13 protein-coding genes are annotated in these 15802 nt (G+C 65.4%); 4 read left to right on the top strand and 9 right to left on the bottom strand.

Annotation, left to right across the window (positions count from 1 at the left end; translation table 11 throughout):
* Positions 1-25: 25 nt before the first annotated feature.
* Genes araD through ACRARE_RS11660 form a run of 3 tightly spaced genes read left to right on the top strand, consistent with a single transcriptional unit; the run spans position 26 to position 4243 of the window.
* Positions 26-1765: an L-arabinonate dehydratase gene (araD, locus tag ACRARE_RS11650; protein WP_432656609.1), complete on the top strand. Its 1740-nt coding sequence runs from the start codon at positions 26-28 to the stop codon at positions 1763-1765.
* A gap of 12 nt (positions 1766-1777) precedes the next feature.
* Positions 1778-2677, top strand: coding sequence for a dihydrodipicolinate synthase family protein (locus ACRARE_RS11655; protein ID WP_432656610.1), 900 nt, complete (start codon positions 1778-1780; stop codon positions 2675-2677).
* A 36-nt stretch (positions 2678-2713) separates the two neighbouring features.
* Entirely contained in the window at positions 2714-4243 is a 1530-nt protein-coding gene (locus ACRARE_RS11660; protein WP_432656611.1) for an aldehyde dehydrogenase (NADP(+)), read from the top strand.
* A 222-nt stretch (positions 4244-4465) separates the two neighbouring features.
* Here ACRARE_RS11660 and ACRARE_RS11665 read toward each other — a convergent pair whose 3' ends face one another.
* From ACRARE_RS11665 to ACRARE_RS11695, 7 genes are read right to left on the bottom strand one after another with little or no spacing between them, the layout of a single operon-like run.
* Positions 4466-5266: an alpha/beta fold hydrolase gene (locus tag ACRARE_RS11665; RefSeq protein WP_432656612.1), complete on the bottom strand. Its 801-nt coding sequence runs from the start codon at positions 5264-5266 to the stop codon at positions 4466-4468.
* Positions 5259-6203, bottom strand: coding sequence for a proline iminopeptidase-family hydrolase (locus tag ACRARE_RS11670; RefSeq protein ID WP_432656613.1), 945 nt, complete (start codon positions 6201-6203; stop codon positions 5259-5261). Before ACRARE_RS11670 ends, ACRARE_RS11665 begins: the two co-directional genes overlap by 8 nt.
* Positions 6200-7927, bottom strand: coding sequence for a dipeptide ABC transporter ATP-binding protein (locus tag ACRARE_RS11675; protein WP_432656614.1), 1728 nt, complete (start codon positions 7925-7927; stop codon positions 6200-6202). Before ACRARE_RS11675 ends, ACRARE_RS11670 begins: the two co-directional genes overlap by 4 nt.
* The gene (locus ACRARE_RS11680) at positions 7927-8808 is read right to left on the bottom strand and encodes an ABC transporter permease (RefSeq protein ID WP_432656615.1); all 882 of its coding nucleotides are present in this window, start codon (positions 8806-8808) and stop codon (positions 7927-7929) included. The genes ACRARE_RS11675 and ACRARE_RS11680 overlap by 1 nt, the downstream gene beginning before the upstream one ends.
* Positions 8805-9746, bottom strand: a complete 942-nt coding sequence (locus ACRARE_RS11685) for an ABC transporter permease (protein ID WP_432656616.1) — start codon at positions 9744-9746, stop codon at positions 8805-8807. The genes ACRARE_RS11680 and ACRARE_RS11685 overlap by 4 nt, the downstream gene beginning before the upstream one ends.
* Positions 9747-9794: 48 nt before the next feature.
* On the bottom strand, positions 9795-11324 hold the full coding sequence (locus ACRARE_RS11690; protein WP_432656617.1) for an ABC transporter substrate-binding protein: 1530 nt from the start codon (positions 11322-11324) through the stop codon (positions 9795-9797).
* Between the two features lie 37 nt (positions 11325-11361).
* Complete coding sequence (locus tag ACRARE_RS11695) at positions 11362-12507, bottom strand: C45 family autoproteolytic acyltransferase/hydrolase (protein WP_432656618.1); 1146 nt, start codon at positions 12505-12507, stop codon at positions 11362-11364.
* Between the two features lie 198 nt (positions 12508-12705).
* Between ACRARE_RS11695 and ACRARE_RS11700 the strand changes: the two genes are divergently transcribed.
* A complete protein-coding gene (locus tag ACRARE_RS11700; RefSeq protein ID WP_432656619.1) occupies positions 12706-13593 on the top strand; it encodes a GntR family transcriptional regulator in 888 nt (295 codons plus the stop codon).
* Between the two features lie 301 nt (positions 13594-13894).
* On the opposite strand, the gene ACRARE_RS11705 is transcribed toward ACRARE_RS11700, so the two are convergent.
* Both ACRARE_RS11705 and ACRARE_RS11710 read right to left on the bottom strand, forming a co-directional pair.
* Positions 13895-15286, bottom strand: coding sequence for a TRAP transporter large permease (locus tag ACRARE_RS11705; protein WP_432656620.1), 1392 nt, complete (start codon positions 15284-15286; stop codon positions 13895-13897).
* Entirely contained in the window at positions 15273-15797 is a 525-nt protein-coding gene (locus ACRARE_RS11710; protein ID WP_432656621.1) for a TRAP transporter small permease, read from the bottom strand. Before ACRARE_RS11710 ends, ACRARE_RS11705 begins: the two co-directional genes overlap by 14 nt.
* Positions 15798-15802: the final 5 nt, after the last annotated feature.

Consider the following 15802-nt stretch of genomic DNA (forward strand, 5'->3'; position numbering starts at 1 on the left):
GACCTCAAGACAGCCGAGATACAAGATGACCGACGACCGTCTGAAACCTTCTGAACTGCGCTCGGCCCGCTGGTTTGCGCCCGATGACCTGCGCAGCTTCGGCCACCGTTCGCGGATGATGCAGCTGGGCTATTCCGAAGAGGAATACCGCGACAAGCCGATCATCGGCATCCTCAACACCTGGTCGGGTCTGAACACCTGCCACAGCCACTTCCCCGAGCGCGTCCAGGACGTGAAGCGCGGCGTGGCCCAGGCCGGTGGCCTGCCGGTGGAACTGCCCGCGATTTCCGTCGACGAAAGCTTCAACAAGCCGACCTCGATGCTCTACCGCAACCTGCTGGCGATGGAGACCGAAGAGAACATCCGCGCCCACCCCCTGGACGGCGTCGTCCTGATGGGCGGCTGCGACAAGTCCACGCCGGGGCTGGTGATGGGGGCGATCTCGGCGGGCGTGCCGATGATCTACCTGCCCGCAGGCCCGATGCTGCGCGGGCACTACGCCGGGCGGATCCTGGGGTCAGGCTCGGATGCCTGGAAATACTGGGATGAACGGCGCGCCGGGAATATCTCGGACGAGGAATGGCTGGGCGTGCAGGGCGGCATCGCGCGCTCTGCCGGGGTCTGCATGACCATGGGCACGGCCTCGACCATGACGGCGATTGCCGATGCCATGGGGCTGACCCTGCCGGGCGCCTCCTCGATCCCGGCGGTGGATTCCGGCCACATGCGGATGTCGAACGCCTGCGGGCGGCGCATCGTCGACATGGTCTGGGAAAAGCTGACGCCCGATCGGGTCGTAACCGAGGCTTCGGTGCGCAACGCCGCCATCGTCGCCATGGCCACCGGCTGTTCCACCAATGCCGTCGTCCACCTGATCGCCATGGCGCGGCGGGCGGGCGTGAACCTGACGCTGGACGACCTGGATGCGCTTGGCCGCGACACCCCGCTGCTGGCCAATGTCCGCCCCTCGGGCAAGGACTACCTGATGGAAGACTTCTTCTACGCCGGCGGGTTGCGGGCGCTGATGAAGCAGATCGAGGACCGGCTGGATACCACCTGCCTGACCGTCACCGGCCAGAGCATGGGCGAGAACCTGGAGGGCGCACAGGTCTACAACGACGACGTGATCCGCCCGCTGTCGAACCCGGTCTACCGCGAGGGGTCGCTGGCGGTGCTGCGCGGCAACCTCTGCCCCGATGGCGCGGTGATCAAGCCCGCCGCCTGCGATCCCAAGTACCACTTCCACGAGGGTCCGGCGCTGGTCTTCGACAGCTACCCCGAGATGAAGAAGGCCGTTGACGACGAGACGCTGGAGGTCACGCCCGACCACGTCATGGTCCTGCGCAATGCCGGGCCCCAGGGCGGGCCGGGCTTCCCCGAATGGGGGATGCTGCCGATCCCCAAGGCGCTGGTGAAACAGGGCCACCGCGACATGCTGCGGATCTCTGACGCGCGGATGTCGGGCACCTCCTACGGGGCCTGCGTGCTGCACGTTGCACCCGAAAGCTATGTCGGGGGGCCGCTGGCGCTGTTGCAGACCGGGGACATCGTGCGCATGGACCTGGAAAACCGCCGCCTCGACATGCTGGTCGATGACGATGAGCTGGCCCGCCGCCGCGCCGCCTGGACCCCGCCCGCCCCCCGCTATGAACGCGGCTACGGCTACATGTTCTCCCGCCATGTCAGCCAGGCCGACAAGGGCTGCGACTTCGACTACCTGCAGGCCGATTTCGGCCGCTCCGCAGGTGAACCCGACATTTTCTGAAGGACGGACATCATGACCCATGATCTGAACACCGCGCTGACCGGCATTTCCGGCATCCTCGTCACCCCCTATGACGAGGTGGGCGAGATCGCGCCGCAGAAGCTGGCGCCGATCATCGACCGTGCCCTGACTGCTGGGCTGCACATGCCCGTGGTCAACGGCAACACCGGCGAATTCTATGCCCTGACCACCGAAGAGGCCTGCACCATGGCGCGCGAGGTCGTGTCGATGGTCGCCGGGCGGGCGCCCGTGCTGGCGGGTGTCGGCCGCGGCATCCGCGATGCCTGCCGCCTGGCCGAGGCCTCGGCCGATGCCGGCGCAACGGCGCTGATGATCCACCAGCCGCCGGATCCCTTCGTCAGCCCGCGCGGCACGGTCGACTACCTGCAACAGGTCTCGCGCGCCTCGGGCGGGCTGCCGATGATGGTCTATCTGCGCAACGATGCCATCGGCACCGACAACATCCGCGCCCTGTGCGAGGTCGAGGGCGTGCGCGGGGTGAAATGGGCCACCCCCAACCCGCTGAAGCTGGCCGAGGCCAAGGCGGCCTGTGATCCGTCCATCGTCTGGGTCGGCGGCCTGGCCGAGGTCTGGGCACCGGTCTTCTACGCCGTCGGCGCGCGCGGCTTCACCTCCGGTCTGATCAACATCTGGCCCGAACGGTCGCTGGCGATCCATGCCGCGCTGGAGGCGGGCGACTATGCCACCGCCAATGCGCTGATCGCCGAGATGAAGTCTTTCGAGGACATCCGCGCGGAAGAGCTGAACGGCACCAACGTGACCGGCGTGAAGGCGGCATTGCAGGCCACCGGCTTTGACTGCGGCGGCACGCGCGCGCCCTCGGCCTGGCCGCTGACCTCGGCGCAGCAGGGCAAGATGGCCCGCTTCCTGGAAACCAACGGCCTGGCCTGAGGCGATAGCGCCCGGCCCGGACAGAGGAACTGAACCATGACCGATACCCCCTTTACCCCCCACGGCGGCCACCTGATCGCCGGCCAGTGGATCCAGACCGAGGCCCGTTTCCCGAACGAGCCGGCCCATGGGCCCGTACACCAGTTCTCCGTCGGCACGGTCGAGCTGGTGGATCAGGCCTGCCGCGCCGCCGAGGAGGCATTTGCCGACTACGGCGCCACGACGCGCGAGGCGCGCGCCGACTTCCTCGACGCCATTGCCGAGGAGATCGAGGCCCGGGCCGAGGCGATCACCGCCATCGGCACCGCCGAAACCGGCCTGCCAGCGGCGCGCTTGCAGGGTGAGCGCGGGCGCACCACCGGCCAGCTGCGGCTCTTTGCCGATCACATTCGTGACGGCCGCTACCTTGATGTGCGCCATGATCCGGCGCTGCCCGACCGGCAGCCCCTGCCGCGCCCCGACCTGCGGATGATGCAGCGGCCCATCGGGCCGGTGGCGGTCTTCGGTGCCTCGAACTTCCCGCTGGCCTTTTCGACCGCCGGCGGCGACACCGCCGCCGCGCTGGCCGCCGGTTGCCCGGTGGTGGTGAAAGGCCATTCTGCCCACCCGGGCACCGGCGAGATCGTGGCCGAGGCCATTCATGCCGCCATCGCCCGCACCGGGATGCCCGCCGGGGTCTTTTCGCTGATCCAGGGCGGGCGGCGCGACGTGGGCCAGGCGCTGGTGCAGCATCCGCTGATCCGCGCCGTGGGCTTCACCGGCTCTCTGGGCGGTGGCCGTGCGCTCTTCGATCTCTGCGCTGCGCGGCCAGAGCCGATCCCCTTCTTCGGCGAACTGGGGTCGGTGAACCCGATGTTCGTCCTGCCCGGCGCCGCAGCGACGCGTGCAGAGGCTCTGGGGCAGGGCTGGGCCGGATCGCTGTCGATGGGGGCAGGGCAGTTCTGCACCAACCCCGGTATCGCCGTGATCGAAGAGGGAGAGGCGGCAGAGATCTTCGCCCAGGCCACCGCCACCGCCCTTTCGGCCAGTGGCGCGCAGGTTATGCTAACCGAGGGCATCGGCCGCGCCTATGCCGACGGGGCGGCCCATGTGGGCGCGGCTTCGGGGGTCGAGGCCCTGGTCTCTGCCACCTGTGGCCCGCGTGAGGCGCGGCCCTTCCTTTTCCGCGTCAGCGCCGCCGACTGGCTGGCCAGCGAGGTGCTGCGCGAAGAGGTTTTCGGGCCGTTGGGCGTGATCGTGACGGTCGCGGACGAGGCGCAGATGCTTGAGGTGGCCCGCGCCTTCTCTGGACAGTTGACCGCAACCCTACAGATGGACGGCAGCGACGCGACCTTGGGGCGTCGTCTCTTGCCGGTGCTGGAACGCATGGCGGGCCGGGTGCTGGCCAACGGCTTCCCCACCGGGGTCGAGGTCTGCGATTCCATGGTTCATGGCGGGCCTTACCCGGCCTCCACGAACTTTGGCGCCACCTCGGTCGGCACCCTGTCGATCCGTCGCTTCCTGCGTCCGGTCTGCTACCAGGATATCCCGGCCTCGATCCTGCCCGAAGACCTTTCGGACCTTTGACCCCCTCCAGGGTTGCCAGCCCCTCCCGGTCTCGGGAGGGGCTTTTTTCGCAGTCCAACCCTCCCGTCGCAGCCTTTTGCCAGCTGTCGCATATGCTTCCAGTCTGAACCCGGTGTGCATTGTAGCGTCGACTTTTGGTCACGGCCCCGATGGTTGAGCGCCCTGGTGCATCGCCGGGGCGTTCGAAGCCGAAAGCTGCGGGACCCTGTGAGAGTTCGGCGATCACATCTCGATCGACCAGGAGCGGAAAACCTTCGCCGCGCTGGAGATGCAGGCGTGCAAGTCGTGGCCCGTGCCCGGAATCGTCGCGAACTGGCTGTTTAGGCCTGCCTGAAGGTAGGCTTTGTGCAGACATCTTGCCCGCGCGAGGCGCGTAGGCCCGGCCAGGGCACTGGCGCGGTGCCCGTAGGGGTCTTGTTCCGGGCGATCCACAAGGCCTTTGGCCAGATCCTTTGCGCCAACCAGCACGGCAATCGGTACGTTTTGCAGGGCCTTGAGATCCGGTGCCTCACCGATCGTTTCGACCGCCTTGTCGAGGCCAGCCCACCAGGTTTCCTGTCGGTTCGGCAAAGTGACATTGCCTGGGGCCGCAACGATCAGGCCGGCAAGCGTCCGCGCCCTGAAATAGGCATAGCGGTGTGCGAACTGGGCCCCGCCGGAAAAACCGAAGAGCAGGGTCCGGTCTCTGGCCGAGTCGGTCATCTGGCAAAAGGCGAGAAGGGCCGCGTCCATGTTGGCCAGCTGATCATGACCGCCGCCAACCAGGAACTTGTAGCTGTCCGTCGCCACCCTGTCGCCTGGCACATCCGGGAAGAGAGGGGCCAAGAGGTTGAGATCGAGCTGATCCGCGAGCGGGGCAAACCCGTCGATGCAGCCCTGCACATCCCGGTCGCTGCCGTGGATGGTCAGCAGCACCGGGCGCTGCGCCTTGCCGCTTGGCGCCCGGCGCCACTGGCAGTCAAGCCAGTGTGCCGTGTCTCCGAAGCGCTGCCTCCCCTCGCGAGGGACTGTGGCCTCACCCATTCGACGTCTCTTTCCGCACCTTCGCGGGCGTTCCCTCGGCGCTGCGCAGGAAGGCATCGACGGCGCTCATGTAGGCGTCTTCCTCCTCCACATGGGGCATGTGACTGGACTGGCCGAAGACCCGCCAGTGAACATCGGGAATGAGGGTCGAGAACAGCTCTGCCGCATGTGGCGTCGCCTCGTCATAGGCCCCCGAGATCACCAGCGTGGGCACGTCGATCTGTGCAAGCCTGTCCTCGACGGTCCAGTCCCGCAGGCTGCCGGTGCCCCAGAATTCCGTCGGCCCCCACATCGTGTGATAGACGGTCGGGTCACGGTCGACCCAGTCGAAGGTGCGGCGCACGAAGTCGGGCCAGGGATCACAACGGCAGACATGGCGATGATAATAGACGTCGCTGGCCGCCTTGTAGTCGGGGTGATCGTAGGCCTCGTTGGCTTCGTGACGCCGCAATGCTGCCTGGGTCGCCTGTGGAAGCGCCGTGCGCAACCGGTCGGCCTCTGACGACCAGCGCGCCATCGAGGTGGGAGAGTTGGCGATCACCAGACGGTTGAGCCCGTCGGGGCGATGCACCGCATGTTCCGCACCAAGCATCCCGCCCCAACTCTGTCCCAGCAGGTCGTAGCGGGCGGCGATGCCGAGATGGGACAGGAGGTTTTCCAGTTCCCGCAGGAAAAAATCCACGGTCCAGAAATCCGCGCCCCGGTCGGGCAGGTGGGTCGACTTCCCGTTGCCGATCTGATCGTAGTGAACGACCGCGCGCCCGCCCGTCGCCAGGGCGGTGAGGTTGTCGAGGTAGTCGTGCGTGCAGCCGGGGCCGCCGTGGACGACCACGAGAGGCGCCTGCTCTCCGTCAAGATCACCGGCGATCCTGTACCAGGTGCGGTGCTCTCCGAACGGGGCGAAGCCTTCGGTGATTTTCAGGTCGGCAGGTGTCATGAATGGAAAGCCTTCTCTTTGGATTGTGCTGCCGGCGCAGTGGCGGCCTGTCGGACGAAATGGCCCGAGGCCACCTCGACCAGCAGGCTGTCGGCGATGTCGTCGGGGGCGTCATTCACGCCGTCAAAACTGCGATGGACGACCGTCAGCTGACCCGCCTTGCGTTCCAGCATCGGAACGGCGCTCAGCAGTCTTTGGGTGTAGGGGTGCCGGGGATGCGCCAGCAGGGCGTCCCCTGGCGCCTGCTCGACGATCTCGCCATGGCGCATGACGACGATGCGGTCGGCAATCTCCTCGATCACCGCCATGTCGTGCGAAATGAACAGCGCGGCAAAGCCCATCTCGGCCTGTAGGTTGCGGAACAGCTCCAGCACGTCGGCCTGCACCGTCAGGTCCAGCGCCGAGACGGATTCATCGGCCACGACGAACTTCGGGCGACTGACCAATGCGCGCGCGATGCTGATACGCTGGCGCTGCCCGCCCGACATCTGGTGCGGAAGGCGCGTCATGTAGGTCTGGTGCGGCAGCTGCACCCGATCAAGGATATCGGCGATCCTGCCCTGACGCTCGGCTTCGCTGATATCAAGATGGCGCAGGCCCTCTCGCACGATCTGCCCGACGGTGCGGCGCGGATTGAGAGAGGAGAACGGATCCTGGAAGATGATCTGCATCTGCCGCCGGAAATCCCGAGCCAGGGGTTGCCCGGACAGGGTGACCCTGCCGCTGTCGCTGGGCACCAGCTTCAGCAGGGCGCGCCCCAGGGTACTCTTGCCAGAGCCGCTTTCCCCAACCAGGCCAAGGATCTCGCCCTCATGGACGGTCAGGTCGACATTCTTTACCGCCTGAACCCTGCGGGCCGGTGTCCAGGGCAGCGAGGCTCGGCTTTTGACCTTGAACGCCACCGACAGGCCACGGGCCTCCACCAGCGGTGGTGTGCCACTCACATGGGTGGTCTTGGGGACGGGCAGCGCATTCAGCAGCCTCTCCGTGTAAGGTTGCGAGGGGCGGGACATGACCGCGCCGACCTCGCCTTCCTCGATCAGCTTGCCCGATCTCATGATGGCGACGCGGTCCACGTAGCTGGCAACCAGGGGCAGGTCATGGCTGACAAGCATCAGCGTAGTTCCGGTTTCCTTCACCATCTCCATGGTCAGGTCCAGGATTTCCCGCTGGATGATGGCATCCAGTGCGGTGGTGGGCTCGTCCGCGATCAGCAGTTTTGGCTTCAGAAGCAGTACGGAGGCCAGCATGATGCGTTGCCTCATACCCCCCGAGAACTCGTGAGGGTGCTGCCGCAGGACCGCGCCCGGATCGCGGAACCGCACCTTCCCGAGAATGTCGACGGCGGCGGCCTCGGCCTTCTTGCGGGACATGTCGCGGTGAAGTCGCAAGCCTTCGGTCATCTGGAGGCCGACAGTCAGGGCCGGGTTCAGCGAGACCATGGGTTCCTGGAAGATCATGCCGATCTCGGCGCCGCGCAGCCGTCGCAGTGCGCTGTTCGACATCCCCGGCACGCTGTCGCCGTTGTACAGGATGTCGCCGCTGCTGACGCGGCCGCCACCGGGCAACAGGCCGAGGGCGGCCCGGCCGATCATGGTCTTGCCGGATCCGCTTTCCCCGATGATGCCAAGCGTCTCGCCCGCCTTGACGGAAAGGCTGACGTTCTCGACGGCCTTGACGCTTCGGAACGAGATCGAGAGTCCTTTGATATCGAGCAGGCTCATCATGCGTCTCCAGTCTCTCGCATTCTGGGGTCGAAGATGTCGCGCAACGCGTCTCCGAACAGGTTAATCCCGAGCAGAGTCACCGAGATGAAAAGGCCTGGGAAAATCGCCAGCCAAGGCGCCATCGCGAACTGTCCGCGGGACTCGCTGAGCATGTTGCCCCAGGTGGGTTCCGGCGGGGGCACGCCCAGACCCAGGAAGGAAAGCGCGCTTTCGGCCAGCAGGGCATAACCGAACAGGGCCGTCGCCATGATGATCAGCGGGGCCATGCAGTTTGGCATGACATGCACCAGCAGGGTGTAAAGGCGGCTGTCCCCGACTGCGTGCGAGGCCTCGACAAACTCGCGCTCTCGCACCGAAAGCACCGAGCCGCGCATCAGGCGGATGACTGTCGGCACATAGGCGAGGCCCAGGGCGAAGATCACGCCCCATTTCGAGGGGCCGAGGATCGCCATGAAGGCAAGAGCCATCAAGAGGCCGGGGAAGGCCAGCAGCGCGTCTGTCAGCATCATGATGCCGCGGTCTGTCCAGCCGCCGAAAAAGCCGGACGCGGCACCGATCAGGGCACCGAAGAACAGGGCGAAACTGACCGAGCACAGAGAGATGAAGACCGACGTGCGCGCGCCGGCAAGGATACGTGACAAGACATCGCGCCCCCATTCATCGGTGCCCAGCCAATGGGTCCCGTCCGGTGGCTGGAGGCGGGCCAGGAAGTCGGGCTCGATCGGGTCGAAGGGGGTCCAGACCACCCCTGTCAGCGTGAACACCAGGATCGAGATCAGGATGGCGCTTCCGATAAGGCCGTTGGCGCGGCGCAGCAGCCGGGGAAAGGCGAAGGTCCGGCGCATGTCGGCGGTCTTGGGAGAGGTCGCATCGCTCATAGCTTCACCTTCGGATCAACGAGCATGTAAAGAAGGTCCACCACCAGGTTGACCATGACGAAGACGAAGGACACGAACAGCAGGCAGCCCTGCAAAACCGGGTAGTCCCGCGCGAAGATCGCATCGACCAGGAGGCGGCCGAGGCCGGGGATGCTGAAGACGGTTTCCGTCACGCTGGCTCCGCCGAGAAGCGCACCAAGCGTGAGGCCGATCACGGTCAGCGCCGGGGCGACAGAGTTCCGGAAGACGTGCCGCATCAACACGGTTGCCTCGCTCAGCCCCTTTGCCCTTGCGTGGGTGATGTAGTCGAGGCGCAGGATCTCCAGCGTCTGGACACGGATCATCCTGATCAGGACGCCGGTTTCGACAGCCGCCAGGGTGATCACGGGCATCACCAGATACATGACGCCACCGACGAAATCCTCATGCACCGAGACGAAGCCCACGGTGGGGAACCAGCCGAAGTTGATTGCCAGCAGATAGATCATCATCAGGCCAAGCCAGAAGCTGGGCAGGGACAGGCAGACGATCGAAACAAAGAGAATGCCGAAATCCAGCGGCGTGTTCTGTCGCCAGGCGGCGACAAGCCCGGCTGGAATGGCGATCAGCGTCGCGAGACCGACCGCGACGAAGGTGATCTGGGCGGTCACCGCGAAGCGCGACACCAGGGCAGAGGCAATGTCTTCGCCCGTGTTGATCGACACGCCCAGATCGCCGCGGAAGATGTTTCCGACCCAGATCAGGTATTGCCGGTAAACCGGGAGATCGAGGCCAAGCTTGCTGCGCATGGCCTCGAGGGCGGTGTCGCTGTCGGTGTCGCCCAGCATGATCGCCGCAGGGTCGCCTGGGATCAGCCGGATCAGCACGAAGACGATGATCGACACCAGAAGCAGCGTCGGGATCGTCATCAGGAAGCGTTTGGTTGCGTATGTCCACATTTCTGGGGTCCTCTCGGGGGGATGGGGCGGCTTGCGCCGCCCCACCTGTCACTCAGCGGCGCCGAGGCCGACATTCCAGAACCGGGGCTGGCCACCGGGCCACATGCGGAAGTCCTGCACGCGGTCAGAGGTCGCCATCACGTCCAGCTGGCTGAACAGGCCAATGGCAGGGACGTCTTGCAGGAACATCAGGTGCAGCTTGTCGGAAAGCGCCTTGCGCGCCTCGGTATCCGTCTCCGACTTCAGGGCCTCGATCAGTTCAAGGGCCTGCGGGTTGTTCCAGACCTTGCGGGGATGCTCGCCAGAGAACATGTCCCAGGACAGCGCGGGGTCGAGGCGCGGCGAAAAGCCGAAGGACTGCATCTGGTACTTGCCGCTTTGGTAGAGGTCGAGCTGCGAGCCCCAGTCCATCACCTCGATCTCGACGTTCAGGCCCGCCTTGCGCCACATCGACTGGGCGATCAGCGCCTGGTCATAAAGCCGTTCGGACTGCTTCGTCGTGGTCAGGGTGATCGGTGAACCGTCATACCCCGACTCTTCGACCAGGGCCTTGGCCGCGTCGAGGTCGTACCCGTACCGTTGGCTCTGCACCTCGGTATAGAAGCTCGAGATCGGCGGGATGGGCGAGGCGTTCGCGGCCTCTTCCCCCATCAGCATTGCAAGCTGGTCCAGGTCCAGCGACCGCGCCAGTGCCTGCCGCAGGGCGGGATTGGCCAGCATCTCGTCATGGCGCGAGATCAGGAAGTTGCTCCAGCTTGCCGTCGGCTCCGTGAGAACGGTGAAACCGGCGTCGCGGAATTCGGTGATGTCGGAGACGTTGATGTTGAAGAGGTCGATGTCGCCGGCGCGCAACGCGGCCTTTGCCGAGGCGGGATCAGGAACCACGATGATATCCACGCGGTCGACATTGACGATCTTCGCGCCGGTATACCCGTCCATTGCCCCTTCCGCCGGAGTGTAGCCTTCGAACTTCGTCAGGCGAATGCGCTCGCCCGGACGCCACTCGTCGAGCACGAAGGGCCCGGTGCCGACCGGGGCGACCCAGCCGCCGTCGGCGTTCAGGCTGTCAGGGTGCAGCACCGGCGCGGTGCCGCAATCGAAACGCGCCATCTCCTTCAGGAACAGGGGAGAGGGGGCGTCGATTTCATAGGTGACGGTGTAAGGGTCCGGGGCCGTGACGGAGACAACGTTGATGCCGTCCGACCCGTTGAAGCGGTCCCGGCAACGCCAGCCGGTGTCCTCGGCCATCAGCCGTTGCCAGGACCAGAGCACGGCATCAGCGGTCAGTTCGGCGCCATTGTGGAATGTCACTCCGCGGCGCAGCGGGAAGGTGTAGCTCAACCCGTCCTCGGAGACCTGGATCTCACTGGCCAGAACCGGGCCGACCGACAGATCGTCGCGGTAGCCGACAAGACCTTCGACCACGTTCAGCAGAATGCCGTCCGTGTAGGCCGAACGGTCGACGCCGGGATTGGTGGATCGGATATCGACCTGGGTTCCAACCTTCAGGATGGCATCCTGTGCAGAAACGATGGCCGGTAGAGTGGTCAGGATTGCCGTCGCTATGGCTTTCTTCATTATCTTTTTCCCTGTTGCTGGATGTTGGTGCTCGGTTTCAGGCGGCTTGTTGGGACGCCGTTCCGAGCTTGTATGTTTTGTAGGTTGTCGAGGGGTCGTAGGGGGCCGGGCGGGCATGGAGCTCGCCGACAAGCGGGTCGAAAATGACGCTGGCGACCGTGCTGACCAAGTGCCCCGACCCGGACCGCGTCGGCGGTCGGCAGACTGCGAAGGGGGTTCCGAAGTCGTCGGAGAACGCCACCTTGAAGTCCTCCAAGGTCAGGTCACCGGCTCTTTTCCGGAGGTGGTGCAGCAGCCGCTTGTCTCGATAGTAGGTGCAGGGCGAGCGACCGAAACGGGCGCTGTCGGTGATCTTCGTCAGCCCCTCTTGGCTGAGAAAGTGGTTGGCGTGCGCGAAGATGCCGTCGCTGTCCGGGTGGACGAAGAAGACATCCTTCGGCGTCGTCTCCAGGCTGATTGCGATGTCGCCGTGCACGGAGGACAGCGTCATGTTGTTGGAAACCGCGCGCGGCACCGAGGTGACCGCGCCAAGCGCACGTGCAAAGTTGGATGCCATAAGGATGCGCCGGCGAATGATCGACAGCGGGACGCCCCGGTTGCCGTAGTCCTGTTCGCATTCCAGGTTGTTTGCCGTGACCGCGATGCCCGCATCATTGAAGCCTGAGCGAGCGAGCCCCCCCGCTTCGACGAAGGTCATCAGTGACGGGCCGTTCTCTTGCTTGATCTCCAGGATGACACTGGATTCCACGCAACGCGCATTGAAATCCCAGTTCTGGCCATGCAGCAGACGCCCCGCGCGCGTGGCCGTGCCATAGGCCAGCGCGCTTGTGCATCCCTCTGCCGGCATGGCGGCGCGCCCGCTCTTGGCGGCGTCGGGCGAGGTTCCGTTGAACAGTTCGGATCGCGCGTTGATGACGATGACGACCTCGCGATCAACATCGGCGCCTTCTGCGATGGCCGTCACCTCCTCCATGCAGAGGGGGTCCACGGCCTCGATGGAGTGCGCGAAGTCATGGGCGAGGCGCTTTACCTCGGACCAGTCGTGGCCATGAAGCTGCATCGCTTCACGGTAGATTTCTTCGCCGATCTTGATGCGATCTGCGGCAAGGCGTCCGTAAGCAAAGCCGCGCTCTGACGGCGTGCCCTCGACGCGGATATGGGGGAAGGGTTGAACATCGAACATGCTTCAAAAGTGAATTTGTTCGCGAACTGAGTCAATCTAGAATCTGTCGCAACGCGACATTATTGCAAAATAGCATAATTATCAGAAGCTTATGATTTGCCTTTTGTCGCTATCCGGTGCACCCTCCTTGAGGGGCTTCCTCTCGATCCGAACGCCCTATAGACTCGAAATGGCAGCAATAGTCATCGGGAGTGGAGCGTGAGTCCCTATACGCCCCTGCATCATCGGCTGGCCCAGAACATCGTTGAGGACGCAGTGCTTGCGGGACATTTGCCCGGGGCGCATCTGGTCACCTCGCAGCTGGCCGCCAAGTTTCAGATTTCGCGCACGCCCATCGTTCGGGCCCTGGATCTTCTGACCGATCAGGGCGTGCTGGAGAGGCGCAGCAATCGCGGTTACTTCATCCTCGACCTGGATCGCTTTGATCGGGAGGAGATCCAGTCAGACGACGAACGCCTCTACTGGCGCGCCGTCAACGATATCTATGATGAGTGCCTGCCCGAGAGTTTCGACGAAACCCTGCTGATCAAGCGCTATGAGCAGCCGCGCCGGACAGTGGCGCGTCTCTTGCAGCGGTTGTCCGATGAGGGGGTCCTGCGTCGGCGGGTTGGTGTCGGCTGGAGGATCGAAACGGTTCTTCGCACCCCTGAAGATGTTAGGAAAAGCCTGCGCTACAGGATGTCGATTGAACTCGGCGCTTTGGCCGAACCGGGCTACCACGCACCGCATGAAGAGGTGCTGGCGGCCATTCGAGAGCAGAAACTGATCCTGAGTGAAGGCACGCATTCGAAAGAGACTTTCGAACGAAACGCCCGCTTCCACGAAAAGCTCGTGTCGTGGTCCAACAACAGCTTCTTCGTAGAGGCTGCCGTGCAGCACAACAAGTTGCGCCGCCTCTGGGAATACCGCCACTTCAAGGCGGCCAAGGACATCCGGAAGTCCACCGAAGAGCACATCGAAATCTTGCGCGAACTTGCGGTCGGCAACACGGCGCGGGCGAGAGAGCTTCTGAGTGAGCATCTGGAGAAGCGAATGCATACCCAGGAGGCCTATGCCCCTGCATCCTCAGCTTCTGACGACCGATAGCATGGCTTTGCCCTGCGAAGTCGCCCGCTTCGCAGGAGATTTCACCCTGTCTTGATGTGGCTGGGCCCGACGCTTGATGCCGCCGAGCGACGGAAAGATTCGGGTGCAGTGACAGTCGGTTCTCCGAAGATCGCTGGCGCGGTTCGTGCCGACCCTGCTCGCGGTCCGGTTGGGCAGGTGCGTTGCAGAGACCGCCACCGCCATCTGCGGTGTTGGATCGGGTCGCCCCGGGCGGCCCGGATGGGCCGCACAGGGGGCAGGGGGTGCAGGCCGGGCGTGACCCCGGCCCGCACCAGGAGGCCTAGGTCAGGATCGTCGGCAGCCAGAGCACCAGCCAGGGCAGCGCGATCAGGATCATCACCCGGGCGATCTCGGCGGCGAAGAAGATCCCGGTGCCCGCGAAGATGCTGGACATCGGCGTCTTCGGCGTCAGCGACGAGATGATGAAGACGTTGATCCCGAGCGGCGGGGTGATCAGCCCCAGTTCCACCACGATCAGCGTCAGGATGCCGAACCACAGCTTCAGCTGGTCCGCCTCCAGCCCGAAGGCCGCCTGATCGGCCGAGACCCATTCGCCGCCGTTGATCGTCATCAGCACCGGCCAGAGGAAGGGCACGACCACCAGGATCATCGACAGCGACTCGAGGAAACAGCCCATCAGGATCAGGCCCAGCAGGCAAAGCGCCAGCACCGCGTAGGGGGCCATCGTGGTGGTCCCGGCCCAGTCCGCCAGCATCATCGGCAGGCCCGAGCGGGCGAAGAACCCCGACAGCACCGCACCGCCGAACAGCAGCCCGTAGATCATCGCCGAGGTCATGGCGGTTTCCTGAAGGGCGCGGCGCAGCTGCGGCAGGCGCAGCCGCGAGCCGTCGGCGCCGGGGCGGCGCAGCAGGCCGTAGAGGATCACCACCATCGCCCCCACCCCGGCGGCAGGCGTCGGCGGGAAAAGCCCGATGCCAAGGCCCAGGATGATCCCCCCGAAGATCGCCGCCACCGGCAGGAAACGACGCAGCAGCAGCCTGCGTTCGGCGGCCTCGATCGCGGGCACCGGCGGGGCGGCCTCGGGGCGGGCCCAGACGTAGAGGCGGATCACCAGCATGAAGAGGATCACCGCGATGACGCCGGGGATCAGGGCGGCCTGGAACAGGTCCATGATCGAGGCCTCGACGACGATCGCATAGATCACCAGGGCAACCGAGGGCGGGATCAGGATGCCAAGCGTGCCCCCCGCTGCCAGCACCCCGGCGCTGAAGCCGGGGGCATAGCGGGCGCGGGTCAGCTCTGGCAGGGCGATCTGGCCCATGGCCGAGGCGGTGGCCACCGAAGAGCCGCAGACCGCCCCGAACCCCGCGCAGCCGACGATGGCCGACATGGCCAGCCCGCCGCGCAGGCGCCCGACCAGCACCCGCACGCCGCCGAAAAGGTCGCGGCTGAGGCCCGCATAGGCCGCCGCATATCCCATCAGCACGAACAGCGGGATCACCACCAGGTCATAGCTGGCCACGGTTTCCCACAGCAGCGACTTGAACTGTTTCAGCACCGGCTCGAAGCGCAGGAAGGGGGCGACGATACTGAGGGCGAAATTGCCGCCGATCCCGACCAGCATCATCGCCAGGATGACGGGCAGGCGCAGCAGGATCAGCAGGACAAGGGCGATGAGGCCGCCGAGACCGACCAGCTCACGCGGGTCCATGAAGCGTTCCTTTCGTGTCGAAGGCCGATTGCGCGGCCACCAGCGCCCAAAGCGCCATGGAAACCACGCCGGGCAGGTAGAAGGGCCAGTGCGGCAGGCCCAGCAGGCTGGTGACCGTATGGTCGTCAAAGACCTCTGCCATGCCGAGGATCAGCCACCAGCCCAGAAACAGCGCCGCACCGCAGGCCAGCAGATGGGCCAGCACGGCATTGGCCCGGCGCAACCGCTCGGGCGCCAGGTCGACCAGGATGCCCACGGCGATATGGCCCTGGCGCAGGTGGCAATAGGGAAAGAAGGCCAGTGCCGCGACCGAGGCCAGCAGCCCGACGATTTCCTCGGTGCCGTAGATGCCGGGAACCCCCGGGGCCAGGGCCTCCAGGCCCAGGGCGCCCAGCCCCCGGGTCAGACCCAGAAGCAGGGCGTTGAGGCTCATCAGCCCGGCCACCGCCAGGATGCAGAGCCCGCCCAGCAGAGACCAGGCCTCTGCTGCGCGTGTGATCATGCGGGACATGGGGG

The organism is Pseudooceanicola aquaeponti, from assembly GCF_050897975.1.
In the GTDB taxonomy this organism is placed as follows: Bacteria; Pseudomonadota; Alphaproteobacteria; order Rhodobacterales; family Rhodobacteraceae; genus Pseudooceanicola.